Annotated in this window: 33 protein-coding genes and 1 tRNA gene; 22 read left to right on the top strand and 12 right to left on the bottom strand. The window is 44.4% G+C overall.

Annotated elements, in window-relative coordinates; all coding sequences use genetic code 11:
- Nucleotides 1–3: 3 nt before the first annotated feature.
- Nucleotides 4–696, bottom strand: a complete 693-nt coding sequence (locus F3J22_RS19665; protein WP_167019647.1) for a MarR family winged helix-turn-helix transcriptional regulator — start codon at nucleotides 694–696, stop codon at nucleotides 4–6.
- 143 nt (nucleotides 697–839) lie between these two features.
- Between F3J22_RS19665 and F3J22_RS19660 the strand changes: the two genes are divergently transcribed.
- The 4 genes from F3J22_RS19660 (at nucleotide 840) to F3J22_RS19645 (ending at nucleotide 2,795) form a co-directional block, all read left to right on the top strand.
- Complete coding sequence (locus F3J22_RS19660) at nucleotides 840–1,343, top strand: transposase (RefSeq protein ID WP_167019646.1); 504 nt, start codon at nucleotides 840–842, stop codon at nucleotides 1,341–1,343.
- Between the two features lie 178 nt (nucleotides 1,344–1,521).
- Entirely contained in the window at nucleotides 1,522–1,842 is a 321-nt protein-coding gene (locus F3J22_RS19655) for a helix-turn-helix transcriptional regulator (RefSeq protein ID WP_167019645.1), read from the top strand.
- A complete protein-coding gene (locus F3J22_RS19650; protein ID WP_167019644.1) occupies nucleotides 1,839–2,348 on the top strand; it encodes an SRPBCC domain-containing protein in 510 nt (169 codons plus the stop codon). Before F3J22_RS19655 ends, F3J22_RS19650 begins: the two co-directional genes overlap by 4 nt.
- 30 nt (nucleotides 2,349–2,378) lie before the next feature.
- Nucleotides 2,379–2,795: an SRPBCC family protein gene (locus F3J22_RS19645; RefSeq protein WP_167019643.1), complete on the top strand. Its 417-nt coding sequence runs from the start codon at nucleotides 2,379–2,381 to the stop codon at nucleotides 2,793–2,795.
- 145 nt (nucleotides 2,796–2,940) lie between these two features.
- On the opposite strand, the gene F3J22_RS19640 is transcribed toward F3J22_RS19645, so the two are convergent.
- From F3J22_RS19640 to F3J22_RS19630, 3 genes are all read right to left on the bottom strand, one after another.
- Nucleotides 2,941–3,573 carry a hypothetical protein gene (locus F3J22_RS19640; RefSeq protein WP_167019642.1) on the bottom strand — a complete coding sequence of 211 codons (633 nt, stop codon included), beginning with the start codon at nucleotides 3,571–3,573 and terminating at the stop codon, nucleotides 2,941–2,943.
- A gap of 110 nt (nucleotides 3,574–3,683) precedes the next feature.
- The gene (locus tag F3J22_RS19635; RefSeq protein WP_167019641.1) at nucleotides 3,684–4,250 is read right to left on the bottom strand and encodes a DUF417 family protein; all 567 of its coding nucleotides are present in this window, start codon (nucleotides 4,248–4,250) and stop codon (nucleotides 3,684–3,686) included.
- Nucleotides 4,251–4,320: 70 nt separating this feature from the next.
- On the bottom strand, nucleotides 4,321–5,178 hold the full coding sequence (locus F3J22_RS19630) for an AraC family transcriptional regulator (RefSeq protein WP_167019640.1): 858 nt from the start codon (nucleotides 5,176–5,178) through the stop codon (nucleotides 4,321–4,323).
- Between the two features lie 124 nt (nucleotides 5,179–5,302).
- Between F3J22_RS19630 and F3J22_RS19625 the strand changes: the two genes are divergently transcribed.
- The 6 genes from F3J22_RS19625 (at nucleotide 5,303) to F3J22_RS19600 (ending at nucleotide 10,046) form a co-directional block, all read left to right on the top strand.
- A complete protein-coding gene (locus F3J22_RS19625; RefSeq protein WP_167019639.1) occupies nucleotides 5,303–5,632 on the top strand; it encodes a helix-turn-helix transcriptional regulator in 330 nt (109 codons plus the stop codon).
- A 55-nt stretch (nucleotides 5,633–5,687) separates the two neighbouring features.
- Nucleotides 5,688–6,524 carry an arsenite methyltransferase gene (locus F3J22_RS19620; RefSeq protein ID WP_167019638.1) on the top strand — a complete coding sequence of 279 codons (837 nt, stop codon included), beginning with the start codon at nucleotides 5,688–5,690 and terminating at the stop codon, nucleotides 6,522–6,524.
- A 29-nt stretch (nucleotides 6,525–6,553) separates the two neighbouring features.
- Nucleotides 6,554–7,618 carry an ACR3 family arsenite efflux transporter gene (gene arsB / locus F3J22_RS19615; RefSeq protein ID WP_167019637.1) on the top strand — a complete coding sequence of 355 codons (1,065 nt, stop codon included), beginning with the start codon at nucleotides 6,554–6,556 and terminating at the stop codon, nucleotides 7,616–7,618.
- A gap of 36 nt (nucleotides 7,619–7,654) precedes the next feature.
- Entirely contained in the window at nucleotides 7,655–8,080 is a 426-nt protein-coding gene (locus F3J22_RS19610; protein WP_167019636.1) for an arsenate reductase ArsC, read from the top strand.
- A 130-nt stretch (nucleotides 8,081–8,210) separates the two neighbouring features.
- The gene (locus tag F3J22_RS19605; protein ID WP_167019635.1) at nucleotides 8,211–8,906 is read left to right on the top strand and encodes a VIT1/CCC1 transporter family protein; all 696 of its coding nucleotides are present in this window, start codon (nucleotides 8,211–8,213) and stop codon (nucleotides 8,904–8,906) included.
- 237 nt (nucleotides 8,907–9,143) lie between these two features.
- Nucleotides 9,144–10,046 (top strand): DMT family transporter, encoded by a 903-nt coding sequence (locus tag F3J22_RS19600; protein WP_167019634.1) that lies wholly within the window; start codon nucleotides 9,144–9,146, stop codon nucleotides 10,044–10,046.
- A gap of 81 nt (nucleotides 10,047–10,127) precedes the next feature.
- On the opposite strand, the gene F3J22_RS19595 is transcribed toward F3J22_RS19600, so the two are convergent.
- Nucleotides 10,128–11,063, bottom strand: a complete 936-nt coding sequence (locus tag F3J22_RS19595) for a ketopantoate reductase family protein (protein WP_167019633.1) — start codon at nucleotides 11,061–11,063, stop codon at nucleotides 10,128–10,130.
- A 126-nt stretch (nucleotides 11,064–11,189) separates the two neighbouring features.
- Between F3J22_RS19595 and F3J22_RS19590 the strand changes: the two genes are divergently transcribed.
- The 4 genes from F3J22_RS19590 to F3J22_RS19575 are packed head-to-tail and all read left to right on the top strand — an operon-like array spanning nucleotide 11,190 to nucleotide 12,972.
- On the top strand, nucleotides 11,190–11,513 hold the full coding sequence (locus tag F3J22_RS19590; protein ID WP_167019632.1) for a helix-turn-helix transcriptional regulator: 324 nt from the start codon (nucleotides 11,190–11,192) through the stop codon (nucleotides 11,511–11,513).
- An 8-nt stretch (nucleotides 11,514–11,521) separates the two neighbouring features.
- The gene (locus tag F3J22_RS19585; protein ID WP_167019631.1) at nucleotides 11,522–11,989 is read left to right on the top strand and encodes an SRPBCC domain-containing protein; all 468 of its coding nucleotides are present in this window, start codon (nucleotides 11,522–11,524) and stop codon (nucleotides 11,987–11,989) included.
- Nucleotides 11,990–11,995: 6 nt separating this feature from the next.
- Entirely contained in the window at nucleotides 11,996–12,382 is a 387-nt protein-coding gene (locus F3J22_RS19580; RefSeq protein ID WP_167019630.1) for a DoxX family protein, read from the top strand.
- Between the two features lie 11 nt (nucleotides 12,383–12,393).
- Entirely contained in the window at nucleotides 12,394–12,972 is a 579-nt protein-coding gene (locus F3J22_RS19575; RefSeq protein ID WP_167019629.1) for a YdeI family protein, read from the top strand.
- A 48-nt stretch (nucleotides 12,973–13,020) separates the two neighbouring features.
- Here the strand turns inward: F3J22_RS19575 and F3J22_RS19570 are convergent, their stop codons facing one another.
- From F3J22_RS19570 to F3J22_RS19560, 3 genes are all read right to left on the bottom strand, one after another.
- Nucleotides 13,021–14,148, bottom strand: a complete 1,128-nt coding sequence (locus F3J22_RS19570; RefSeq protein ID WP_167019628.1) for a tetratricopeptide repeat protein — start codon at nucleotides 14,146–14,148, stop codon at nucleotides 13,021–13,023.
- A gap of 186 nt (nucleotides 14,149–14,334) precedes the next feature.
- A complete protein-coding gene (locus tag F3J22_RS19565; RefSeq protein ID WP_167019627.1) occupies nucleotides 14,335–14,784 on the bottom strand; it encodes a DUF1569 domain-containing protein in 450 nt (149 codons plus the stop codon).
- A 159-nt stretch (nucleotides 14,785–14,943) separates the two neighbouring features.
- A complete protein-coding gene (locus tag F3J22_RS19560; protein ID WP_167019626.1) occupies nucleotides 14,944–15,552 on the bottom strand; it encodes a hypothetical protein in 609 nt (202 codons plus the stop codon).
- Nucleotides 15,553–15,739: 187 nt separating this feature from the next.
- Between F3J22_RS19560 and F3J22_RS19555 the strand changes: the two genes are divergently transcribed.
- Both F3J22_RS19555 and F3J22_RS19550 read left to right on the top strand, forming a co-directional pair.
- Nucleotides 15,740–16,246: an SRPBCC domain-containing protein gene (locus tag F3J22_RS19555; RefSeq protein WP_167019625.1), complete on the top strand. Its 507-nt coding sequence runs from the start codon at nucleotides 15,740–15,742 to the stop codon at nucleotides 16,244–16,246.
- Nucleotides 16,247–16,296: 50 nt separating this feature from the next.
- Nucleotides 16,297–16,680 carry a DoxX family membrane protein gene (locus F3J22_RS19550; protein ID WP_167019624.1) on the top strand — a complete coding sequence of 128 codons (384 nt, stop codon included), beginning with the start codon at nucleotides 16,297–16,299 and terminating at the stop codon, nucleotides 16,678–16,680.
- Nucleotides 16,681–16,756: 76 nt separating this feature from the next.
- On the opposite strand, the gene F3J22_RS19545 is transcribed toward F3J22_RS19550, so the two are convergent.
- The 3 genes from F3J22_RS19545 to F3J22_RS19535 form a co-directional block, all read right to left on the bottom strand.
- Nucleotides 16,757–17,092, bottom strand: a complete 336-nt coding sequence (locus F3J22_RS19545; RefSeq protein ID WP_167019623.1) for an MGMT family protein — start codon at nucleotides 17,090–17,092, stop codon at nucleotides 16,757–16,759.
- Nucleotides 17,093–17,365: 273 nt separating this feature from the next.
- A complete protein-coding gene (locus F3J22_RS19540; protein ID WP_167019622.1) occupies nucleotides 17,366–17,548 on the bottom strand; it encodes a hypothetical protein in 183 nt (60 codons plus the stop codon).
- A 184-nt stretch (nucleotides 17,549–17,732) separates the two neighbouring features.
- Complete coding sequence (locus F3J22_RS19535; protein ID WP_240155134.1) at nucleotides 17,733–18,836, bottom strand: acyltransferase; 1,104 nt, start codon at nucleotides 18,834–18,836, stop codon at nucleotides 17,733–17,735.
- Nucleotides 18,837–18,994: 158 nt separating this feature from the next.
- On the opposite strand from F3J22_RS19535, the gene F3J22_RS19530 reads away from it, so the two are divergent.
- The 3 genes from F3J22_RS19530 (at nucleotide 18,995) to F3J22_RS19520 (ending at nucleotide 20,117) form a co-directional block, all read left to right on the top strand.
- A complete protein-coding gene (locus F3J22_RS19530) occupies nucleotides 18,995–19,591 on the top strand; it encodes a TetR/AcrR family transcriptional regulator (protein WP_167019621.1) in 597 nt (198 codons plus the stop codon).
- Nucleotides 19,588–19,944, top strand: a complete 357-nt coding sequence (locus F3J22_RS19525) for a GIY-YIG nuclease family protein (protein WP_167019620.1) — start codon at nucleotides 19,588–19,590, stop codon at nucleotides 19,942–19,944. The genes F3J22_RS19530 and F3J22_RS19525 overlap by 4 nt, the downstream gene beginning before the upstream one ends.
- A gap of 100 nt (nucleotides 19,945–20,044) precedes the next feature.
- Nucleotides 20,045–20,117: transfer RNA gene (locus tag F3J22_RS19520), tRNA-Lys, on the top strand.
- 211 nt (nucleotides 20,118–20,328) lie between these two features.
- Here the strand turns inward: F3J22_RS19520 and F3J22_RS19515 are convergent.
- Nucleotides 20,329–21,339, bottom strand: coding sequence for a YhcG family protein (locus F3J22_RS19515; RefSeq protein WP_167019619.1), 1,011 nt, complete (start codon nucleotides 21,337–21,339; stop codon nucleotides 20,329–20,331).
- Between the two features lie 643 nt (nucleotides 21,340–21,982).
- Between F3J22_RS19515 and F3J22_RS19510 the strand changes: the two genes are divergently transcribed.
- From F3J22_RS19510 to F3J22_RS19500, 3 genes are all read left to right on the top strand, one after another.
- On the top strand, nucleotides 21,983–24,289 hold the full coding sequence (locus F3J22_RS19510; RefSeq protein ID WP_167019618.1) for an ATP-binding protein: 2,307 nt from the start codon (nucleotides 21,983–21,985) through the stop codon (nucleotides 24,287–24,289).
- 602 nt (nucleotides 24,290–24,891) lie between these two features.
- On the top strand, nucleotides 24,892–25,449 hold the full coding sequence (locus F3J22_RS19505) for a LemA family protein (protein ID WP_167019617.1): 558 nt from the start codon (nucleotides 24,892–24,894) through the stop codon (nucleotides 25,447–25,449).
- Between the two features lie 140 nt (nucleotides 25,450–25,589).
- Nucleotides 25,590–26,447 (top strand): hypothetical protein, encoded by an 858-nt coding sequence (locus F3J22_RS19500; protein ID WP_167019616.1) that lies wholly within the window; start codon nucleotides 25,590–25,592, stop codon nucleotides 26,445–26,447.
- Nucleotides 26,448–26,467: the final 20 nt, after the last annotated feature.

The following is a 26,467-nucleotide window of genomic DNA, read 5'->3' as shown; positions in this document are numbered from 1 at the left end:
CACTCATTTTCTGTGACTGGTCCGGGCGTAGGTATTCACTCTTTGCTGCTGTTCTGCTTTCAGACGGGTCAGTTTTTGCTCTCCCAGTGCCGCGATGAGCAGCTCATCAATAGACTTGTTTTTTCCGCTGGTAAAAATTTCCTGCTGTTCTACTTCTGTGTTCTTAAGAATATTAACGACTACCTGTTTGTCTTTCGGATCGATCGCATCATACATGAGCAGCGTTGGTTTATATAGCAGCGGATATGCCTTCGCCAGAATTTTCTCACCGGCTTTTGTCAGGCTGACGAGCTTTGCACGCTTATCACCCGGGTCCGTTCTTTCGGTGATATAGCCCAGTTTCTTCAATTTATTGAGGGTATCAATACCGGTTGTCTGCTCTGTAAAATTGTACTGTATTACCTGCGATTTATTCACTTCTTTCAGGTGATAGATCGTATTCAGAAAGTAAAACCATTCCAGCTCAAAGCCAGGGAGTTCCTGCAGGGCCATTTTTGAATAGGCCGTTTGCATGGCGCCCAGTCGCCCTATCAGCTTGGCAAACAGCGTATCCAGGTCAGGCGGGGTGATACCACCGAAAAGCTGGTTATGCTGCTCTTTCGCCAGGAAGTCCATGCAGAATTCCACTGCGGTAGCGGTTGTATGCTTGCTGGTATATTCCTCCCAGGCCGCTACCAGTTTTACCAATTCACTCATATTATATCGGATTCGTCATAAATATAGTTAAAAAAGAAGGAATTCTTTTGGCAGATGCACTAATATCATTACTTTTATATCGGATTCGATATTTAAAAGTATTCATTACTTCGCTTTCGACACAAAAATTAAATCTGATGATCATGGATAATATCACCACAGGTTATCTCAACAGGGCAGAAATATGGCTCTTTGTAACAACGCTCATCTATTTCATGATGAATGGCGCACAGGTTTTCGAGACGCTGATATTTGTGCCTAAATGGACTGGCAACGCGCCTGCACATTTCAACCTTTTACTGGATGGGCGCGGTACCAGCCTGAAAAATTTCTGGATCGTTTTCCATTCTTTACATGAACTTACTTTCCTGCTCGCCATCATCTTCTGCTGGAAGATCAGTTTTGCACGCAACTGGCTGCTGCTCTTATTCGCGGTTCACTTTGCAGTAAGAGTCTGGACAATCGGATACTTCGCACCCAATATCATGGATTTTCAAAAAATGGCGACTGCTCCGGTAGCAGTGAAAGACCTGGCAGCACGGGTTGCCCGCTGGCAAACACTCAACTATTTTCGTGTTGCTATTTTTATAGCCGTTTCATTCGGTTTGATACCACTATGCTATAAAATTTTACAGCTACGGCCTTAATCCTGTAACATCATTTCCAGGAAGAAATAGTATCCCCCTTTTCGTCGTATAGGCGTAAGGGGGATATCTTCTTACATTTCTATTTTCAGGCAGATAAAAATAAATTTGCGAAACTGATTGGTTGCACATATATTTGCAATCAAATGGTTTCATATTTGAAACAATTAAGAAAAAAAACATGAGGAGAGATATTTTCCAGGCGATAGCTGACCCTACAAGACGCGCCATCATAGCGCTGATAGCATTGCAGGCAATGACACCGAATAGCATTGCCGAGCACTTCGATACTTCCAGGCAGGCAATCTCCAAACACCTGAAAATATTAACGGAATGCGAACTGGTAAAACAGGAACAGCAAGGAAGAGAAATATATTATTTACTCGAAGTAGATAAAATGAAAGAGATAGATAAATGGCTGGAACAATTCAGGAAAATCTGGGAAAGCCGCTTCAATCAACTCGATCAATTGCTAGCAACTATCAAAAAGAAGCCTTCATGAAAAACAAAGTATTATTCGACTTCATCCCCGATAAGCAGAACAACCAGCTCACCATCAGACGCGAATTCATGGCCGGCAGGCAATTGGTATGGGATTGCTATACCAGGTCAGAACTGCTGGACCAATGGTTCGCTCCCGCTCCGCTGACTACCAAAACAAAATCCATGGACTTCAGCGAAGGCGGCCACTGGCACTATGCCATGGTTGACCCGAATGGCACCGAATACTGGGGCTACACGGAATACCACACCATACGGCCCATCGATTATTATACCTCCTCCGATGCCTTCAGCAATGAAGCCGGCGACATCAACGAAGAACTCCCCCGTGCTGAATGGCGTGTATCCTTCTCCGATAAAGGTGACAACGCAGTAGTAGAAATTATTGTGAGCTATAAATCCCTGGCCGACCTCGAAAAAGTAGTACAGATGGGCATGGAACAAGGCCTCACCGCTACCCTGGAAAAACTGGACCAGCTCCTGGAAAAACTCACCCACAAACAATAAACTATTTCTTCACCCCTGACTATATTTTTTATGAGTAACAAAATCATCATCGCCACTTCCGTTCCTGTAAATACGCAGAAAGCCTGGGATTACTATAATGAACCAGTACACATCACCCAATGGAACTTTGCAGATCCTTCCTGGCATTGCCCTTCCGCATCCAACAACATGGTTCCCGGCGGAAAATACAGCGCCAGGATGGAGGCCAGAGACGGTAGCTTCGGATTCGATTTTGAAGCAACCTACAACGAAGTTATTCCCGGAAAATCATTTACCTATACCATGCCGGATGGCAGAGAAGTGAATGTCCTTTTCGAAGCTAACGGCGACGGACAAACGAACATAAACGTCTCCTTCGATCCGGAAACTGAAAATCCATTAGAAATGCAAAAAGCAGGATGGCAGGCTATCCTGGACAACTACCAACAGTATGTTGCCAATAATTAAAGTTTTGCTGGTTACTTTATCCGTAATAAAGAAACTTGCGCACGTCGCAGGTTTTTTTATTACGATTATTGTAAAATGGTGCTTTTAATTTTCGGACTGTAACTACAACGCCCCTAAATAGAGCCAGTCTTTTTACACTCCGGCATCAATCCTTCACCGGCCATTTGCCATAATAGGCAATCACCTTATACTCCCCATCTACCCTGCCAAATACAAACCCGAAAAAGCTTTCCGCCTGGGTATTTTTCTCCGGATATTGCTGATACACCTCGTACAGGTGCGAATGCTTATCCGTTACCCTGCGCAAGGTCTTATAATAATCCTCCGGCGAATCCGCATCGATTTCCTGCAAATTATCTTCCCCGGCCTCAGGCAGCAGCCTGCCTACATCCGGATGGAAAATGCTGTTATAATATTTATTAAAATCTGCCGCGCTCACCAGTCCGCCAGGCTTATCTACCGTTCCAGCCTTCACATCGTCATTGGTCCATTGCATGGCTGTCTGCAACGGAAAACGCAGGTATTGGCGGATAGTATCCCGATTGTTCGTTTTCACGGCGCGCTGCAAGGCCTGCAGGACTATACGAAACTGTTGTTCGTCGCCACTGGTATCGGCCATACTTTTATCTCTGGGAGTAACACTATCGGACTGCGCAGGCAGCGAAGTGCCGGGTAATTGCTGCTTTGATTCCTGCTGCTGCTGGCTACCACAGGCGGTAAGTATACTGAAGGTCAATACAACAACATATGCTGGTACAATGGAGGTCCGGTTTTTCATAGCATTGAAATTACTACAGATCTCTATAATAACTGCAATAAAATAATGGCTTTACTATCTCACTAAAAAAACACCTGCATGATAACAGGTGTTTTTACCAGTAATTTCCTTTACCGTAACAATATTTTCTTTGCGGCATCTGAGGCACATATCAGTCCTCCGGCCATCATCATGATATCTTTTAATACCAGTCTGCCTGCCCCTGAAAGGTAAGGGAAGCCATGGACAGCTGTAGGGAAATCGCCTCCCAGACTGGGTACATAAACTTCCGGTGTGGTCACCAGGAAAGAAAGCGTGACCAGCGCCATGCCAAAAGTCAGCAAACCACCAATCAATCCTATGCGCGGCAACCATATGCCCAGTAACACCAGTGTGCCGATGCCCACAATCACCGTGCCCAAAGCCCATGCAAATACATAGGTGCCGTTGGATTCATGCCATGCTATATTTCTGGCAACCTCCTTCCCTTCCGGGTTTTTATATTGCGTATAGCCGTTAGGGTGATGATAGAAAAAACGCATCACCGGGCTGTTGGCCACAAACGGTACAATGCCGTCAGCCTCATAGTGAAAGGCTTTCAGCCCGCCGATCCAGGCCATGACTATAAAGACGGACACCCGCATAAAGTTGATAAACCGGGGCTGCAGGCCTGCTAACCATATCATCAGCATTTTCATATACAGAACAATTTGATCTGCAACAAAAGTACCGCAGTGCCACACCCGATAAAATGGACGTATATGGACGTTAGCTGGACGAATATGCCACTTCGGAGATACCTACCTTTTTGCGAAAAGCCTGGGGAGATTCGCTTACCGCCTTTTTAAAATAGCGGCTGAAATAGTATTCATCTTCAAACTTCAGCCGGAAGGCAATCTCTTTTATGCTGAGCTGCGTAAGGTGCAGCAGCTTTTTAGCTTCGAGGATAATGCGCTCCTGTATCAGCTGAGAAGGCGTTTTGCCAAAATAGCCAATGGCTTTTTTGCTGAGTGCATTCGGCGTCATGGCCAGCAGGCCGGCATATTCGGCAGGTTTATGTAAGGTAAGAAAATGCTCGTCCAGCAGCTGGCGGAAGGCTTCCATCCTGGCATCCTTACGCCCCGCTGATGCAATGACCGCTTCCTCGCGAACCTTGTAGGTACTGCTCTTCGCGAGTACAAGCTGCAGGTATGCCCGCAACACGATAGCGGAGGGGTGTCCGCCGGTAAACTCCTCCTCCATCTGCTCAAATATCTGTTTAAAAGCTATATGGGAAGATGATGTAAGCGATACAGACGGATCTTTATAAATATTATTAAACAGTAATCCATTACAGGCCACCTCCTCGTGATGGGCCTCTATGCAGTAGAAATCGCTGTGAAACTTTATAAGTGACCACGACAGTACGCCGGCAGCCTTTACCTGTACCGCCTGTAGTGGCGTGGCAAATAGTATCGCCGGCGCTTTGAAGGGGTAGGCTGCAAAGTCGGCCTGCCAGCTACCCACGCCTTCATGAACCAGTAATACCAAGTATTCCGGCGACCTTTTAGACCGCGGAAAAGGATTCTTTTGTCCGGCTGCAATTTCGAGCAGACAATGCCCCGATAAGGCCATCAGTTTCTTCATCAGTTAAACACGTGAATACTAAAGATAGGAGGAAATACCGATTGGCGGCGCTTTTACATAGACTGCAAAAATATTCTTGGTAATCCGGAACAACCATCGTAATATTGCGATAACAAGAAGGTATATGGGAGCGACGAAAGCAGATTTATTTACGAGGGAACAGAACGACATTGCCGCCATGGCGAAGGCACTGGCGCACCCTGCTCGTATCGCCATCCTGCAATACCTGGTAAAAAAGAATGCCTGTGTATGTGGCGACCTGGTAGATGAACTGGGGCTGGCACAGGCCACCACTTCCCAGCACCTGAAAGAGCTCAAAACCGCCGGTATCATCAAGGGAAGCATCGAAGGGGCCAGTGTATGCTATTGCATCAATCCTGCGGTCTGGAAACAGTACAAAAGCCTGTTTAACGCTTTCTTTAAAGATGTAGATCCGCAGGGAAACTGCTGCTAAAAATTTTTTGCCTTAATCAATCGTAATATTGCAATAATACAATAAAGCTTTTTTTATGCATACAGACGAACAGAAAAAACAGCTCGTACAAACGAAATATGCGGAAATTGCCGCCCAGGACAAAGCCATCAACGCTGCCTCCTGCTGCGGCGCAGGCAGCTGTTCCACGGAAGTATACAACATCATGAGCGATGATTATTCCGGACTGGAAGGGTATAATCCCGATGCCGACCTGGCACTGGGATGCGGCCTGCCTACACAATATGCCAGGATTAAAAAAGGCGACACCGTAATTGACCTGGGGTCCGGCGCCGGCAACGACTGCTTCATCGCCCGCCATGAAACCGGTGAAACGGGAAAAGTAATCGGCATCGACTTCACACCCGCCATGATAGAACGGGCACGCACCAACGCAGAAAAACTCGGCTTCAACAACGTGGAATTCCGCCAGGGAGATATTGAACATATGCCCGTAACCGCTAATGTAGCAGACGTCATCGTCAGCAACTGTGTACTTAACCTCGTCCCTGATAAAAATAATGTACTGAAGGAAATCTACCGCGTACTGAAACCCGGTGGCCACTTCAGTATTTCAGATATCGTGCTCACAGGCACACTGCCCCCTGCTATTCAAGAGGCTGCAGAAATGTACGCCGGCTGCGTATCCGGCGCCATTCCAAAAGAAGAATACCTCCGGCTGATCAATGACAATGGCTTTAAGAATATAACGGTACAAAAGGAAAAAGTAATCACCATCCCTGATGATATCCTTTCCGGGTACCTGAACGAAACGGAAATAACCGCATTCCGTAACGGCAATGCCGGCATCTTCAGCATAACAGTATATGCAGAAAAACCAGCAGACGCTTGCTGCCCTCCGGGCTGCTGCTAACACTCCCCCAGGAATTTTAAATTTCGATTATGTCAACATACACATCTGCACCACGCAGACTGAGTTTTACCGACCGTTACCTTACCTGGTGGATTTTCCTGGCAATGGCCATAGGCACAGGTATTGGCTATTTCTTTCCTTCGTCTGCAACTTTTATTAACCACTACTCTTCCGGAAGCACAAACATTCCACTGGCGGCAGGATTGATATTGATGATGTATCCTCCGCTGGCAAAAGTCAGGTATGAGCAGATGGCGGAAGTATTCCGTAACACCAGGGTTTTATCTGTTTCTCTCCTGCTCAACTGGGTAATAGGCCCCCTGCTGATGTTTGCACTGGCAGCCATTTTCCTGCACGACTACCCGGAATATATGACAGGCTTGATGCTTATCGGGATGGCCAGATGCGTGGCTATGGTCATCATATGGAATGAACTGGCCGATGGGAGTCGTGAATATGCGGCAGGATTGGTTGCACTCAACAGCATTTTCCAGGTACTGTTTTACAGCGTATATGCGTATGTGTTCCTCACCTGGCTTCCTGCTGTATTTGGTATGCAGGGCGCTACTGTTAACATTACGATCGGTGAAATTGCCTATAGTACCGCCATCTATCTTGGAATTCCTTTCCTGGCAGGCATCATCAGCCGCTATTCCCTGATCGCCTGGAAGGGCGAAACATGGTTCCGGGAAAAATACCTGAAAACCATTTCTCCCATTACCCTGATCGCCCTATTGTTTACCATCGTAGTAATGTTCACGCTGAAAGGCAGACTGATACTACAGTTGCCGATGGACGTCGTAAGAATAGCCATTCCGATGATGATCTATTTTATCATCATGTTCCTGGTGAGTTTCTTCCTGGGAAAGCTCCTGGGAATAGATTATGCCCGTAATACTTCTATTGCGTTCACTGCCGCAGGCAACAATTTTGAACTCGCCATAGCAGTGGCTATCGGTGTATTCGGTATCAACTCCGGCCAGGCATTTGCCGGTGTAATAGGACCTTTGGTAGAAGTACCTGCCCTGATCGCACTGGTAAATGTCGCCTACTGGTTCAGAAAGAAATGGTACACGCTTCCGGAAATACAATAATCAAAAAACAACTACTACAATTACTACAAATTACTTATGAAAAAGGTATTAGTATTATGCACCGGCAACAGCTGCCGCAGCCAGATCGCCGAAGGTTACCTCCGTCACTTTGCCGGAAACAATGCGGAAATTTACAGCGCCGGCGTGGAAACACATGGCGTCAATCCACGCGCAATAGCCACCATGGCAGCAGATGGCATCAATATCTCCGCTCACACTTCCAATAACATTTCCGAATACATGAATATTCCGTTCGACTACGTTATTACCGTATGCGACCATGCAAAAGAGCGCTGCCCCTATTTCCCGACCAGTGCACAGCTATTCCATGAAAACTTCCCCGACCCGGCAAAGGCCACCGGTACGGAAGAAGAGATTACAGCAGCATTCCGGGAAGTGAGGGAAATCATAAAAGATTACACAAAAACATTTGCAGCAAAGTATTTATCTGCAGAAAAATAAATAATATACCAACCATCCAAACAAAAGAGGAGCGGATATGATTTTTTACAGCCCAACTGCTCACAAATAAAATAATAATTACATTTATGCCCGTTATCGTTGATCCTAAGATTTAAAACTGACTTATCGCATGACTCACCAGCACCAGGAAAAGCATTTCACCGGTTCGGAACTGCTCAGGGATATTGTAATTGGGATGTCTGACGGACTTACCGTGCCATTTGCACTGGCAGCGGGCCTCAGCGGCACTGTAAAGGACGTAAACCTTATTGTTGTGGCCGGACTGGCGGAAATTGCCGCAGGCTCCATTGCCATGGGACTCGGTGGATATCTCGCCGGCAAAACAGAGCAGGACCATTACGCCAGCGAATTAAAAAGAGAATATGAAGAGATAGAAACGGTGCCGGACAGAGAACGGGAGGAAGTAGAAACTTTCTTCGCGGAACTAGGCCTTAGCCGAGACCTGCAACAAAAAGCAGCCGCCGAACTGATCACCGATAAAGACCGCTGGGCCGACTTCATGATGAAATATGAACTGGGCCTCGAAAAGCCCGATCCACGACGCGCCACCAAAAGCGCGCTCAATATTGGGGTGTCCTATATCGTCGGCGGACTAATACCACTAATGCCCTATTTCTTTGTCAGCAGCGGCATTGAAGGCCTGAAGATCTCTGCCATCATCACCATTATCTGCCTGTTTAGCTTTGGTTACGTGAAGAGCCGCTTTACCGGTCTGAACCCGCTTACAGGTGGTATCCGCGTGGCCGTTATTGGTACCATTGCCGCAGCCTGTGCTTTTTTGATCGCCAGGTTGATTGGTGGTTGATAAACTATGTTATTTTTCTACCGCCCTTTTGATACCGCCGCAGGCGGTGTCAAAAGGGCGGTTCTTTTCCCAACCCCTGAGGGGCTGGGAAAAGAACCGCCAGCTACCGTAAATATGATTACTGGTGGCTGAAAATTGTCCGGATCAGGCCAAAAATTGGTTAAGACGTGATATTGATGCAAATAATTCATCTGCTTCAGATAATTTTGCAGCTCAGGATTAAAGTCACAACAGGAAATGGAAAATAAAAGTCTGAAAGGTATCCTACTGGCGATTGCAGGGGCATCGCTCTGGGGCGTTTCAGGAAACGTAGGACAGTTCCTCCTCCAGAACAAGGAACTCAATGTAGAATGGCTGATAACAGTACGACTGCTGATAGCAGGTACCTGCCTCCTGCTGTTTGCCAAAACAGTAGAAAAAGCACCCATTAACGATATCTGGAAGGAAAAATCCAGTGCCATACAACTGCTGGTATTCAGCATCACGGGTATGCTGGCAGTACAATACACCTATTTTGCCGCTGTCAGGTACTCCAATGCCGCCACTGCCACGGTATTGCAATATACCGGGCCGGTAATGATTGTGGTATACCTTGCCCTGAAGAAGAAAGCTGTTCCCAAACTCACGGAACTGCTGGAAATCTCCCTGGCAGTAATAGGCACCTTCCTGCTGGTAACACATGGCAACGTACATACCTTATCCATTTCTGTTACGGCGCTATTGCTGGGCATCGCCTCGGCTATTGCGCTGGCGATATACACCCTGCAACCTGCTGAACTGCTGAAGAAATACAATGCCGCCACTGTTACCGGATGGGGCATGCTCTGCGGCGGAATCGCCTTCTGCTTTGTTCACGCACCATGGCGCGTATCAGGCATATGGGATTTCCAAACAGTGATTGGTTTCGTATACCTCATGATCTTAGGCACCATCATCCCGTTTTATGCCTACATGACGGCCGTAAAAATCATTGGCGGCCAGAAATCCAGTCTGCTCGCCACCGCCGAACCACTCTCCGCTACCATACTGGCAGTGCTCTGGCTCAATACTTCTTTTACTGCCATCGACTGGATCGGGAGTCTGTGTATTATCACCACCGTGGTTTTACTGACCATCCGCAATAAAAAAGTAGCATTGTAACATTACTTTCTATAAAAAATAAAGCCTTCTCCGGGTGGAGAAGGCTTTATTTTTTATAATAATCGGGAGATGTCCAGCATTTTATTTCGGCTGTACCAACGCCGATTTGATTTTTATCAGCTGCCCCAACATGGCCGTCCTTGGTACCTTATCGGCCATATTCAATGCTGTGGCCATTTGAGCGATGGCTATATTCAGGGTGTCTATTTCTGTAGGTCGCCCGTTGTTGAGGTCCTGCAAGGTGGAGATCAGCTGTCCGTCTGAGGATTTACTAATTTGCAACAATGTATTTTCAATATCGCCCGCTTCCAGTAAAACGCCTTTGGCAGCAGCTACCAGCAGACATTCTGCGATAATCTCCGACGCGATGGCCATGGCAGCAGGATCACGGTGAAAAATGCCATTATCAGCATTCAACAGTGGGCAGACAGAATTAAACACGCTGTTGGCAATCGCTTTTTTCCAGATGACCGGCTGTATATCCCTGGCTACCCCGAAAGGGAAATCCGGCGTTGAAAGCAGCGCCACTATTTCGGATAACAACACATCACTTCCTTTAATAACGCCCACCTGAGATACCGCTACCGGTTTAAATCTTACCCGCTGCCCTTCCAGGTGCTGGCTGGTGGCAAATAACACACACCGATATACGTTTTCAAAGCCGGAGCCCTCAAAAGACTGCTCTACATTCAGTCCGTTCTGCAGTATCACTACCGGCATATTTACCTGCATCGTTTTCAACGCTGCCGCCAGGGTTTCATTTCCGAAAGATTTGGTCGTTAATACGAGCACGCCGTCCTGCCCCTGCAAGGCCTTCAGCGGCAAAACGTCGATGGCTGCCTCCACGATGGTATCGTCCGGCAATTGCACCGATATCTGTTGCCGGGAAGTCCCTTCCTCCTGTATACGGCCTCTTGCTATTTTAACGTCAACGCCCCTACGTTGTAAAAATACGGCCAGTGCCTTGCCGATGGCGCCGTAACCTACTATAAATACCTGCTTGTCTTTAAGTGTCATGGTCCGTCCGATTGAGTTTACAAATAGATCTCTTTTCAAAAATATCACTTTCCAACTTGCCTAGATCCAAAATAAATTTGCGTAGTTAAATGACTACATATATATTTGTAGTCAAATGGCTACACAATGAATTTAAGAAGAGATGTTTTCCAGGCAATAGCTGACCCTACCAGGAGGGCAATATTATTACTGGTAGCAGCACAGGCGATGACAGCGGGAGCTATAGCCTCCAATTTTGATACGGCGAGGCCCACCGTATCCAAGCACCTGCAGATACTCACGGAGTGCGAGTTATTGAAGCAGGAGCAAAACGGCAGAGAAATCTACTATCACTTAAATCCCAATAAAATGAAAGAAATAGCTGATTTCCTTGAACCATTCCGTCAATTCTGGGATGCGAAATTCAATAAACTCGAAGAGATCATGAAAAATTACAAACCCAAAAAATAGGTACTACCATGGAACTGAAAACCAAAATATCAGCCGCAGAAGGCCGCCAGGATCTGACCATTACCCGGGAATTTGAAATACCGGTAGATTTACTGTATAAAGCTTACACCGAAGCCGACATCATCACACAATGGATGGGCACCGCCGTTTTAAAGCTGGAAAACAGGCAACATGGCAGCTTTCAGTTTGAAACCAAAGACCAGCATGGCACACCGGTGTTTCGTGCAAATGGCGTGATACATGCCCTCACAGAGAATGAAAAAATCGTCAGGACCTTTGAAATGGAGAATGCACCATTCGGCCCTACCCTAGAGTTCTTGAGGTTTGAGTCTACTGGTAATGACACCAGCAAACTCACCATGCACGTCATCTATGAAACGGCAGACCTCCGCGACCAGAACCTGAAAATGCCTTTCAGCCAGGGTATCAACTACGCACACAATCGTCTCGAATCTATACTTAGCAAAGTAAAATAATCACCTATGACAAACACTAAGACCGGAAAGATCATTTATTGGATAGCTACCCTGTGGCTGGCGCTGGGACTCGTTTCTACAGCATATGTACAATTGAGCGGCATGAAAGCCGAAAACGATTTTATGACGGAACTGGGATTTCCGGTTTATATCCTGAAGCTGCTGGGTATATGGAAAATCCTGGGCACCATCGCTATATTGGTACCACGCTTCCCACTGGTGAAGGAATGGGCCTATGCTGGTATGTTCTTTCTCACTACCGGCGCGCTCTACTCCCACTTCATGGTGCATGATGGTTTCGATAAAATTTACCCATCTTTACTGTTATTAGCTTTAACTTTAATCTCCTGGTATTTCAGACCAGCAAACAGAAAGCTGATCACTAATATATAAACCACCGTGCTATGAATCCTAAGGTTGATTTTTTCTTTGACGAAGCCTCCCAATGGCAGGAGGAATATAAATTGCTCCGCTCGATTGTACTCGACACCAAACTGACAGAAGAATTGAAATGGGGCCAGCCCTGCTATAGCTACGAAGGTGGCAATGTGGTGCTCATCCATGGCTTCAAGGAATATTGCGCACTGCTACTTTTCAAAGGCGCACTGATGCAGGATCCGGAAGGCATACTCATTCAGCAGTCGGAAAACGTACAAGCAGGCCGCCAGATACGCTTTACCAATGTCAAAGAAATCAAACAACTGAAAAAGACATTGAAGACGTACATCCAGGAAGCAATAGCAATAGAAAAGGCAGGACTGAAAGTGGTAATGAAAAAAACAGCGGATTATAAAGTACCGGAAGAGTTCCAGCAGCGCCTGGATAAAAATCCGAACCTTAGACGTGCCTTTGAAGCCCTGACACCTGGCAGGCAACGTGCCTATCTGTTTCACTTCTCGCAACCTAAAACCTCCAAAACCCGGGAAGCCAGGGTAGAAAAGGCAATCGGGGCCATACTGGACGGAAAGGGACTAAATGATTAGCTGTGGTAACGATAGTAAAAAGGAGCTCATATGAGCTCCTTTTTTATGTTAGTTTTGTCCTTCCTTTGTTAACCGTTCCATCAGCTTCAATGCAGCACTTTTTACATCTGCATATTTCATATTATCATTAAATCCTATACCCGGATTGATATGTGCATTGCCTTTGCTGGCACATAAGAGATATTTGGAACCTCCCATTGCTGCAGAAAAAGGCGAATACTCTGTTTGTACTGTCATCACAACCTGTTCCTTCTCATCAATCAGATAAAATATGTGCTTGTAAAAAATCTGACTGGCACTTTCTGTCTGGTAGCGCTCATACACCTGCACGTGGTAGCCGTTCCAGTCGAACTGCTCAAAACAGAATTTATCTGCCAGCCTTCCCTGGAGCAGGTTATTTTCCTTTGCCAGATAAAGCTTGTCGCGGTAAGGCTTTGCCTTTGCATAATTTTTCTGATGATAATAGATTTGTATCAGCCGGGGGTATGTTGAGTAGTCATCGGGATTTATGTCCAGTATCTCCAGGAAATTGCGCTCCGCTTCGTCATCATTTCCTTTTAATGATTCGATCAATCCTATATTGTAAAGTGCGTCCAGATAGGATGCTGACTGTCTCGGAAATTTTTCCAATGCTACCTTATATGCAGCTAACGCTTTATCATTTTCTTTTTTGCTGGCATACGCCTGCCCGATCAATATATATACCACATCAGGGCAATCTTCCATTGTAGCGGCCTTTTGATAGGCGGCCAGCGCCAGGTCAGGCTGATTCAATGCATAATACGAATTTCCTGTTCCGGTGTAGGAATTTACATCATTCGGGGATAGCCGGATGGCGGTTTGAAAACAAGTTAGTGCCTCCTCGTATTTGCCATCATAATTAAGCGTTGTACCCTTGACATACCATGCCTCTGCAATGGTACTGTCTTTTTGGATGGCGCGGTCCAGGAATACAATACAACTGCTGTCGTCGTCTGTCCTGAAATAAGCCAGGCCAATATAATAGAGCGATTGGGCCGAATAATCCCTGGATGCCGGCGCATACTCCTGCAGAATTCTATCGTATTTCTTATTGTCAATAAGGAAATGCAGACTTACCTGTACGGTATCCTGTGCAAAGGCTGCCAGGCTTAGGGCCATGATCAGGATGGTGGACAAAAATTTCTTTACCGGCATAGGCTTAATACTAATTTAACGATTCTTGTACTGGCGCGATAAAACGGCCTGTACAATAATACAGCCTATACCGTTATAGTAATGCTAATGCCGGGAGAATATTTTAGAGTAGATAAAAATAACTACCGGTCATCTGCATAAAATATTTTTATACAGATGACCGGCAGTAAGTTTCTTCGTTTATGCTTAGGCGTTAAACTGCCGCAGATGATGGTCTGCGTGTCGGTAAGATAGCTGGCACATCTCATCCCTAGTCATTTTACCAAAGAATGGATGAATAATGCCACCATCCCTGGTGCGGGCATCTTCTTCGATGAGCCCGATCCACTGCTGCTTTTTAATGGAGAAATCGCCCGCAGGCGCTGATACGATCTTTACTTCCGGGCTGGTAGGCATGTTACGGCCAATAGGAATAGCATCATTCAGCATGCGTTTGAGTGCCACACGGCCAAAGATCCTGCCTATAAAGGAGCGTTTTGTTTTAATGCGTCCCAGCGACAGCTCTTCCCACATGATACAGTGCTGCACCATCTGCCTGACATCCATTTTCCCCCATTGCGCCACAGCGTTGACATCCAGTCCTTGAATGCGATCAAATAACTCAGCCCTGGCGGCCGCATCACGAGTAGTTTTCATAATTTACAGGTGGTTAAAGTCAATAATTTAACGTTTAACAAAAATAGCTTGCCCGTAAAAATAAACAGGTGGGCGATTGCGACTATTAAGGGGGGAATTGCGCAGGAAGCATAAAAACACAGCTACCCGCCTTTCCTGCCGGTAGCTGTGTAATAATATTTATTTAGTAAGACTGACAGCAGGAACCGGGTAATTCCCTACTGCATTCAGTAATGTATTCCTGTTGCCTTTCAGGTTTTTCAGAAAAGCTTCAATATTATCGTCGTATGCCCTTTCTGCTACCGACAACAGCAGTACACCTGTTGTACCTGTATTGTCCTTCAGGGCAGTATAACGGTATACATTTCTTTCGATGATGCTCACCTTTTTACCATCAGGGGTATTGGCACTTAAAAGAAAATCCAGCAATATCTCTCCTTCGTTCTCATAAATTTCGTAATTAACGATAGGGTTTGATGCTTTTAATTTCTTCAGCTCTTCCACTTTGGCTGCAGCCAGATCACGGGGAGTGGCGGTGCCTGTCAGTACATCCACCGATACCAGTGTTTTAAATCTTTCTACTTTGTCGCCGGGGGCGATGTACTCCTGTTTGTAAAAGTTTGCAGCAGGATGTGAAGACCATGCCAGGTGATAGGCATTATTCCCGATTTTCAGCGGACCGGGCACATGCAGGTAATCTGTTGCAGCGCCGGGTTTCTGGGCAAACATTGTCATGCTAAAGGTAATGGCTGCTACTACAGCAATAGCTTTTTTCGCGTAATTCAACATAAAATATGGGTTAAGTCAACCGGACTTTTCCGGTACAAATGAGGCACAATAATAGCTAAAATCTCCATATCACCTGCTATCCCTGTTTGGTAAAAAATATTTTGCGCAACCAATTAGTTGCGTATATTTGCAACTGAAAGGTTGCGAATAGCAATCAAAACTATCTGAACAATAAAAAATGAAACATATGAACCCGAATCTTGCATTTGATTTCACTGTAGATAAGGCGCAAAAAATGATTACCATTCAAAGGGAATTTGCGGCAGCTGTACCGCTGGTATGGAACGCCTATACGAAAAGCGATATGCTGGACCAATGGTGGGGCCCTAAACCCTGGAAAGCCAGAACAAAGAGCATGGACTTCCGGGAAGGTGGCAGGTGGCTGTATGCGATGGTGAGTCCGCAGGGGGAAGAGCACTGGTCAATTGCCGATTATTCCAGCATAAAGCCGGAGCAGTCCTATGCCGCATGGTATGCCTTTACTGATGCGGAAGGCAACGTCAACGCTGAGTTGCCGGCATCTGACTGGGTAGTGCATTTCTCACCGAAAGGCGACCATACCCTGGTGGAAATTGTTATTACCTATGCGGAACTGGCACATCTGGAAACCATTATCAAGATGCAATTCAAAGAAGGACTTGCCATGGGTATGAACCAGCTGGATCAGTTACTGGCAGAAAAACAAAATGGCTGATTTATTTTATTATTTTTGGTGTCCACAAAAACCCTACACAATTCATCTTTATGAAGAAAACCATTCTGTTTATTATCTGCCTCATATTTGGTTTGTTTTTTATTAATGCAGGACTGAATAAATTTTTCAATTACATGCCACCGCCACCTCCAAAAGACCTGCCGGAGGCGATGCAAAAAGCCGGTGCTGCTTTTATGACGATCGGCTGGCTGATGCCGCTGACAGGCATCTTTGAAATCATCGGTGGTTTCCTGTTCATCTTTGGTAAAACAAGGGCATTGGGAGCGATTATTATTCTGCCTATCATGGTGGGTATTGTGCTCACGGCCATCTACCAGGCACCGAATGTACTCCCCCTGGCGCTGGTACTGGCGGCGATCAATGTCTGGATAATCATAGATAACAGGGAAAAATATCTTCCTATGGTAAGATAACAGACGCGATAAAAGAAAAAGGGCGCTCTCTACCAGGTAGAGAGCGCCCTTTTTACATGTAGTCCGGTTTCAATAATCAGAGATTCATTTCCTGCAATGGGTCCCAGAAGAGCTTGCGGTAGTCGACCACTTTTCCGTTTTTCACTTTCACCCCTTCTGCTTCCAGCTTTTTTTGCCGGGTACCATCATCGCCGCTGAGTGTGCCGGTAGTGTTTACTACACGCTGGACAGGTACCACCGGTTTTACGTCGTGCACAAAACCCATGGCACGACCTACCATGCGGGCGCCTGATTTCAGTCCCATTGCTTTGGCAACCGCACCATAACTGCTTACACGACCTTCAGGGATACTCCTTACGATATCAAAAATTCCTTGATAGATTTCTCTTGTATCAGTAATTTTCCGTTTCATTCAGCGAATGTATTTATCTACAATAATACAACTTTAGCAGTATTGGCGAACACCCTCCCCTAACTAACCTGCATACCGTTTTTCTATGGAATGCAGCAAGGCTATGCCCGGCCAGCAAGCAGCCAGACAGCAGTTCCCGGGAATAAGATAGCTGCAATTTACATGTCCGCCAGGCGGTGGTTTCCTGCAGGATAAGCGCATAAAAGAATGATGATCGCTGGTACAGCCAACCATCTATCGCGTTATTCACATGCCAGCAAGTAATCAGTTAAATTAAGGTTTTCCCTCCTTTCCGGCATTGTCATCCGCCGGTTCATCATCTTCATTTTCCGGGTAATCCTCATGTTGATCCAGGATGGCATCCCAGAGTGATTCGTTATTTACATACGGAGGGACAGGTGAGGGAGGATTTTCATTTTCCGGATTGTTCTTTTTAGTGGTTTTCTCCTTTGCCATGGTTTAAAATTTTTATTATCCTAATCTTACGTCATTACAGTGAAAAGCGCCTGCATCTGAATAACAACTTTCCTACTGTAATGTTGAGGCAACAAAACAGATATATAATTCGCAACAGATCAATGCATCACAGTTGTGCCGGTTTCTCCCGTTTTTCTACCGGCACAACTATATTCTTAAGTTCTTATCTACTACGCTTCCATAAAGCGGTCAGGTATTTCCTGACAGGTTCATCATATACTTTCATAACCAGCACTGCGAATGCAGTGAGCAGTGGAATAGCACACATGATCACCAGGGAAACCTGTGTCGTATCAGGCTTATACAGATTATAATAATTACCGAACATCCATAGTACCGCATAGTGCGTCATATACAGCGGGTAGGAAATCTTTCCGGAAAACCGGCAGGCAGCACCGGCATATGAACCAGGTAAGCATCCTGCGCCTAATGCGACCAGCAGCGGGAAGTAAACAATTACCACCAGTAATTCTGCCAGTGCATTGTATTTAAAGACCGGCATCAGTAGTGCTGCCAGCAATAAAACGGATACACCGGTAAAGCCTATTTTATTTTTAATGATAAACTGATACCTGTATATCAGCATTCCTGCCAGAAATGACCAGGCCACTCTTGCACCACCATGCCACCAGGTGTCTTTCCCCCAGCCTCCCATGACGTTGCCTGCGCTAAATCCGGCATAGCAGAGCACCACGGCAGCAATCACCGCCAATATCAGCAATACCTGCTTACTGAGGCGATAAAGCACCGTAGCGTAGATGATGTTGGCTACATATTCCCAGAACAGCGACCAGGCGGGCGCATTGAGTCCGAACAGGTTAAAACCTCTTTCAGCCATTACCGGAAAAGGTATTAGCAGTGCAGAAGTGATGAAGAGCAAAATGATTCTACCTGCCGGATAGCCCGCAGGTACGGCCATGAAAGGATCGAAGAGAAATGCCAGCAGCCCCAGTACAGACCCCAGCAGTACCAGCGGATGCAGCCGGATGATCCTTGCCACAAAGAAATTTTTCAATCCCATGGTAGCGATACGGCTGTCGTATGCGTATGCGATCACAAATCCACTCAGACAAAAGAAAAAATCCACCGCCAGGAAGCCGTGTCCTGCGAAGTTCTTGCTAAAATCTGTAATAAACATTTCCATGAAGTGGTATAATACTACCGTGATGGCAGCAATCCCACGGAGTCCGTCCAATACTTCGTAATGTTGTTTTGGCTGCAGGGTTTTTGTTTCCTTTCCTGCAGCAGCCATTGTTCCTGTTTCCATTATTCGCGTATGCATATAGTTGATCCTGACAAAATAAACATCCTGCGGTATTTCTGCAAAATATTTGGTTTAGTGGTTGCTGCGGGCAGCTGAATGGTTGTCTGCCCTATTTTTGAACATTATTTCAATTTTTGAACAGTGTTCAATATATTTGCAGCATGGCAGGAAAAAAAGCGCTGCAGGAGCAGCGGGTACGGGGATATTTTATCGCCGCCACCAAAGAGATTTTGCAAAGTGAAGGCCTGAAAAGCGTGAGCGTCCGCAATATTGCGGACAGAGCAGGTTATTCCTTTGCTTCCTTGTATAATTATTTTAAAGATGCCAAAGACCTGGTATTCCTTTGTGTGCATGACTTTCGGGCAGAATGCATCGCCTATGCGCAGGAGCACTCGCAGAAGCAGGTACCAGGCACGAAGCACCTGAAAGCTGTTACCATGGCTTATATGGAGTACTTCATTCAATACCCCGGCATCTTTGAATTATTCTTCAATGAAAAGCTCAGCGATATCAGTGGCAGCGGCGACACGACGCAGCTGGTAACATCCTTGCTGGAAGAGCTGACCAACGCCGACTGGCAGTTAATGATATCACAAGGGCTGATACCTGCCAGGGAAGTGGCTTTTCGAAAAGAGTCCATGCTGGCGGGCACCACAGGCCTGTTGCTATTGTACCTCAACCGCCGCTACCCTACCAGCTACGACGACTTCCTACACAAAGCAAAACATTTTATTGATCAGCAGTTAAAACCGATATGAGTACCAAAAAAGCACTAAAGCAACAGTTCAGGGAAATGGAGTTCCGCAAAGGCGTTTATCAGCTTCGGAACTTACACAACAACAAAATGTTTATTGGCAGCAGCATGGACGTAGACCGTGCCTGGAATAGCTTACGCGTGCAGCTGATCAGTGGCAACCATGCCAATACCGGGTTGCAGCAAGACTGGAATACACTCGGAGAAGGTGGATTTGCCTATGAAATCGTAGAAATCCTGCAAGTTGACGCCGACCCTCAGGCAGATGTCAAAGCGGCGCTAAAAACGCTGGAAACCCTTGTTATGATGGAGCTGACGCCCTATGGAGAGAAAGGTTATCATGTGCAGAAGAGCTGAGCTTGATATAAAATTTTAAAAAAACTTCTATAAAAAGTTGATTATGAAATAGTTTTCCCTATCTTTGCGTCCCAACAATGAAACACAAACATCATTAAATGATTCCGTAGCTCAGTTGGTAGAGCAATACACTTTTAATGTATGGGCCCTGGGTTCGAGTCCCAGCGGGATCACAAACAAGATTATCAAAGGAAGTTAAAGCCGCTTGAATCGTAGGATTTAAGCGGCTTTTCTGTTTTATCATGGAAAGGTAAATAATACGAAACGAATCTTAAAGGATACAAAAACGGATACAGTAAATAAGTTTAGTTTTTGTGTATCCTTTTTTATGGTAAAGGCTTATCAGCAAAGAATATTACTTGATCCCAAATAAGGAAAAATACCTTACTCGTCCATTAATTCCCTTTCCATTTCTTCAATTGTGGGCAGTTGAGTTTTAAGGTCATCAGGGATAATTTCTGATAACTCAAAAGAACTAATACCTATGGGTTTATTTAAATCGCGAAGTGCATATTCCACTTCTATTTTATCTTTCAATCGGCATAATATTATTCCGATGGATGGGCTATCGGTTACGTGTTTTAATTTACTATCTACCGCAGAAAGATAAAAGTTCAATTTGCCAGCATATTCAGGTAGAAATTTTCCTGCCTTTAATTCAATGACTACGAAACAGCGTAGGTGCAGATGATAAAATAACAAATCCAGGAAATAATCCGAATCACTGATTTCTAATTTATATTGACGGCCAACAAAAGCAAAACCCTTTCCTAGCTCCAGCATAAAGTGAGTAATCTTCTGCGTTAGGGCCAGTTCAATCTCTCGCTCCTGCGCATTCTCTTCCAATCCGAGAAAATCAAAATGATATGGATCTTTAATACTCTCTGCTGCCAGATCAGACTGTGGTTTAGGAAGAGTTGATTCGAAATTGTGATCTGCCTTTCCTTGTCTTAAATGATAATTATGTTTAATGTTAATTTCTAATTGATTCCTGGACCAACCATTTTTGTGGGTGGCTTTGGCATATAAAACTACTGTTTCCAGGTCTTTAATTTTAGTAATTAACAGTCGCTGGTACGACCAGGGCAATTGTGCCACAGCCTGTGGCACAAATTCAAATTGATGAGAAAAGAATATATACCATTGTCTGACTGTATACAAATTTCTGCGAGAGAAACCATTTATCTGGGGGAAACTTTTTTTGAGATCGATAGACAGTTGTTCCAGAAAATTCTCCCCCCATTTGTATTCAGTTTGTTTGGAGATAATTTCCTTACCTAGCTCCCAATAAAGTTCTATTAAAGCTATATTGAAATTGGATACTGCCTTTAATTGGGCTTGTTTTACCTTGTTTTTAATTTCCACCAGCCATTCTCGATAAGCTTTGTCGGTCATTTTAATTGTTTTGCATTTTGATCGCAATCATCTTCTTTACAGGTGAAAATTAATGAGTAGTTGTGCAGGAAATGTCTTAGTTATGTGAATAAAAAAAGGTTAACTCACCAATAACATTTTTTAATGTAAAAATGATAATGGTTGTATGAAATTGAGTATGAGTTTTTAATCCGACATGAAGTAAGTTTATCCAGAAGGATACAAATTCGGATACACAAGCTTTTAAATCCGTGAAAAGTGACGCTAGTATAGCCTTTGATATAGTCCCAGCGGGATCACTGGAAACCTGTCTCTACTCTGTAGAGACAGGTTTTTTGTTTTTACGCTATTACTTCCTCTATCATGTTTGCGTTTAGGCGCAAAGTTTACGTTCCTTTAATTCGGAACCCACGACCGCACTATCTTTTTTTCACTTTTGATCTTCCACTTAATGGCCCGCACTTCTACAGGTACACAAACAGTACGCCACCGCAGGTTACTGGAGTATTAAAGGCACTGAGCAGCGATTAATATATGCCTATTGGTATAAACAGGTGCTACATCATTACACTTATTGGGGTGTCTCAAAAAAAGTTTTGACCAGGTATCGTTTTTATGGCGCCGATGTGTATCTTGCGCCACCTTTTTAATCCCAAAACTGAACATGAAATTGCGCCACTATTCCCTATTATTCTGTCTGATTATTTTTCAAACCGGATTTGCCCAACAACAACAAGTCAAACAAACAATTGACAGCCTTTTATTGGCAGATAGCCAGTCCGGAACGGAGGACAAAAACCAATTGGAACGCTACGTCAGGCTCTATAAGAGCTATGGCAAGCTGGGTGAAACGGAAAAAGTAGAAGCCTATGTTGCCAAAGCCATGAAACTGGCTGAAAAACTGAAGCTGCAATCCGCTATTGTTAGTGCCTATTATTCTCTGGGCTTCTATTATCAAAGACATGGAAGCTATATTCAGGCAGAGGAAATCTATAATAAAGGAATCAAGAAGGCCCTGGAAGTTGGAGAGAAACAATTGTATGCAGATATTTATTACAACCTCGGCGCCATGTATGCCAGTTGGTCCGACTATGATAAGGCGCTAAGCGCTAATATGAAAGCGGTTGCCGGTTATAATGAGCTGGGAAACAAGCTGGATGCGGCAGGTTGCTATGTTAACATCGCTGCTGCATATAATAGCCTGGAACAGTATAAGATGGCTATTAGTTATGTAGAACTGGCCATGAAGGTATTTGAACAATCTGAAGGGAATGAATATGGTTTAGCCCTTTGTAATGCCTATCTGGGTAACAATTATTTCCTGGCTGATGAAAAGGATTTAGGGATAGGTAAGACCGAAAAGTTAAAGATGGCCCTTAAATTCATGGATGTCGCATTAAGTTTGGCTAATCCATTGGATGATTATTCGCTTTTGGGGACCATTTACCATACTCGTGCTCAGATTCTGAGTGTAAATGGAACCACAGAGCAAGCAATGGAAGCCTTCCATAAGGCTATGGAATACAATGGGCATCTATATAATAAAAATGAGTATGCGCAGGATATTCTGGCCCTGGCCGACTTCTATATCGAACGGGCACAATATCGGGAGGTGCCCCCTTTGCTCACGGAGGCCCTGAAAATTGGGCAGGAGAACCATTTTCCGGCCCTGCAAAGAGATGCCTATCTCGCATTAAGCAAGTCAGCAGAAAAACAACAACAATTCACAAAAGCACTGGAGTATTTTAAAACCTATATTCAATTTCGGGATCAGATTTTTAATGAAGAAAAGGAACGGGAAATTACCCGTAAACGCCTGAAATTGGATTTTTTGGTCAAAGAAAATGATTATAAGAACCAGCAGCATGAAATGAGTCTGGCCCTTCAAAAAAGGACCCTGGAGGCAAGAGAAAGAAAGCAACAGCTGGAATTGAAGGAAAAGGAAATACGAATCGAAAAGCTGGCCTTCCTGCAAAAACAGTCGCTTCTGGAAAAGGAAAAATTGCAGAAGGAGAATGAACTGGAACGGCAACGCCTAAACGCTAATCTAGACAGAAAGTATCGGGATGAGAAGATTCTAAAGGAAGAAACCAAGACACGGCTCAATCGGAACCTCGCTATTTTTTTGGGATTATTGGTATTAGCCATATCGGGTGCGGCCCTGATGGTTTACCGCGCACATCGGAAAACACGGCAATTGAATCGCCTGGTATCATCGCAAAAAGTGGAGCTGGAAGAGCTGGGGAAAGTCAAGGATCGCATTTTAGGGATGGTAAGTCATGACATGCGTGCCCCGGTAAATTCTCTAATATCTTTTACCAAACTATTGGAACTTGGAAATCTCGGAGAAGAAAAACTCAAAGCTTACACATTCAGTTTGGGCCAGACCCTGGGCCATACCTCATCCATGATGGAAAACCTTTTAAATTGGGCGTATAGCCAAATGCAAGGGTTTAAACCAGAAATAAAAGTACTGGATATCAGCAGCCTGGTACAGGAGTTATTGGGTGCTGCTGAAGGAGATACATCTCATAAAAACCTCCGCCTCTCTTTCTCTCAGGACCGCCATGCTCAGGTTATCGGTGATTTGAATATGCTTACTTTAATTATTAGAAATCTGTTGAATAATGCCATAAAATTTACCCCCGAAGGAGGGAGTATCAATATCAAAATTGAACACCACTTGCATCAGGTCCGGCTGTATATAGCAGATACAGGTGTTGGTCTGGATAAGGTACAGCTGCAACGGTTCAACAGCCCCAGCATCATTGAGCTGGGCCGTAGTACGGCAGGTACAAACAGGGAGAAAGGCACAGGCCTTGGACTTACATTGTGCAAAACATTTTCAGCAATGATGAATGCTCAGCTGACAGCTACGCCCAATGATAATAATGGGACCATTTTTATCCTTTCAATGCCATGTAATGTTTCTTCCACTAAGGAATTGAAGGAGTTTGCCTGCAATGTCTGAATACCTGATTTTTTAGCAATTCTTTGGAGCGTTCTGTTATTGATTAACTGGAGTAATTCGTCCCGGTAAGAGGGACTGAGTGGGATGTCTATGCCGCTTCCCATTATGATACAGCATTTTTACAGATCGCTTCAACTTCAAAGTATCGATTTTGTGGAGATACATATCCGGCAGATCCCTTTCCATGATATTATCCTCTATAACCTGGCTATTATACTTCATCTTAATTATCATTAAATATGTAGACTAAAGCCAATTTGTAGCTTAGGAATTAAGTACACAATTGTTTATGGGGAGACAGAATACCCTCCTGCCTGCAGTAAGGCTATCCGATCAGCAGTCATCGATAATTTCCTCTACTGATAGCCATATTTGATAGATTATTCGCCAGACCTTATATACTGACAGTATTTCGAATAATTTTTTTGCCCACATTTGAGGCCGTAAAACAATTGTAATGTCATTGGACCTCAGAAAGTGTATTCGGGAACAAAGTTGTCAATGTCAATATTGATAGAAAATTCATTCTTTGTCTATCCTGTAAAACCTATGCTGTTTCCTATACCTAACTAAGAAATTACCTAATAAGAAGGAGTTGAAATATGGATATTCCATTGATTGCAGTTGGTCTCGTAGCAATGCCTGCAATATATTTCTGTAATAAGCTTGTTCGAAGAAAAAACGAAGTGGACAATGCAACAGGAAGCATGAATGCTGCTTTACAAGACCGTTACGATTTAATCCCAGAGATCGTAGATACCCTAAAAACGCATATGTATTATGAGTGCGATGTACTGATCAAATTAACAAGAATACATGCGAGAGCACTTTCCTTTAATACGTCGTATGTGAAAAAACTGGAACTCAACAGTGAAATTACCAACGTATTGAAGCAAGTCATGGGAGAGGTGGATAATTACCCCCAACTAAGGTCCGGCAATAGTTTCCTGCAATTGCAAAGGAAGTGGATGGTGGTAGAGGCAACGCTGGCCAGTTGCGGAAATCTTTATAACCATGCAGTGTTGGAGTACAATAATGCCATTAACGGTTTCCCGGAAAATATGTTTGCCGACTTGCTTGGATATAAGACAAAGACCATCTTTGAAGTTCCGCAACAAGGGTTCATCACCCTAAAGCCGCAACAACTTTTCTATAATTAACAACGAATCTTAAGGGATGATTTACCTGTGAAAAACCATGCGGTTCTTTATGCAAGAGCGAATTGTTCCATACCTATAAACCTAATACCCTCCATTCCCTGACCTTGGAATGGCTCATTTATAATAATTACTAAATACTTATGAAAAAAAGAATGATGCTAAAAATGGCTGCGGGAGCAGCGATCCTTGCGGTTGTAATAACCAGCTGTGGCAAGAATAATGATAATACCCCCTTTGTTCAGCAATATCTGCCACAGACGGTAATAGATAACGACAATGGAAGAGTGCAGGATAGCTTTGTATTTAAGAACAACATAATTCAGAGTGTATATACAAACCAGGCAGCGGATGGCTCCTATGGTTATCGGTACAGCTTTGTTTATGGTACTGATGGTAAGTGCAAGAAAGTAGAGTATGTGAATATTAAAAACAATCAGGTGGAATACATTGATAGTGTAGCATACGGTACTGATAAAATTACCATGATTTCAAAATCAGCGGATAATCCCAATTCAAATACGAACGTTTATGCCATGAAGAATAACCAGGCCATGTTCGAGGGGAGCAAAGACTCAGTTACCAATGGCAATACTAAATATGTAGAATATACGGAATTTACATTCTCTGGCGGAAACCTGACTACCAGAAATTCGGTGTATGGCTATCGTAATCTGGATGGTAGTAATAAGAATTCGTACATAAATACCTATAATTATTTCTACGACAATAAGCCGAATGGATTCCAGTATGCATTTGAGAAGAATCCGTTCCTGTATTTTTATATGGTAACTTATGATGGGTTCCTGGACGTTCCACTGGGCGTGGGTAATTACACTAAATATACCTATAACGATTTTTCAAATGGTAACACCAGCAGCAATACCTATCAGGCGACCAATACCTATAGTACTGAAACAGGCTTCCTGCTAACACAGAAACTCACCGATGGAGATGGAGATCAGTGGAATTTGAAATTTAACTTCAGAAAAGCAGACTAATAAAGCTTGCCATAAATGCC

Source organism: Chitinophaga sp. Cy-1792 (assembly GCF_011752935.1).
Taxonomy (GTDB): domain Bacteria; phylum Bacteroidota; class Bacteroidia; order Chitinophagales; family Chitinophagaceae; genus Chitinophaga.
This window is presented reverse-complemented; position numbering and strand designations above follow the sequence as displayed.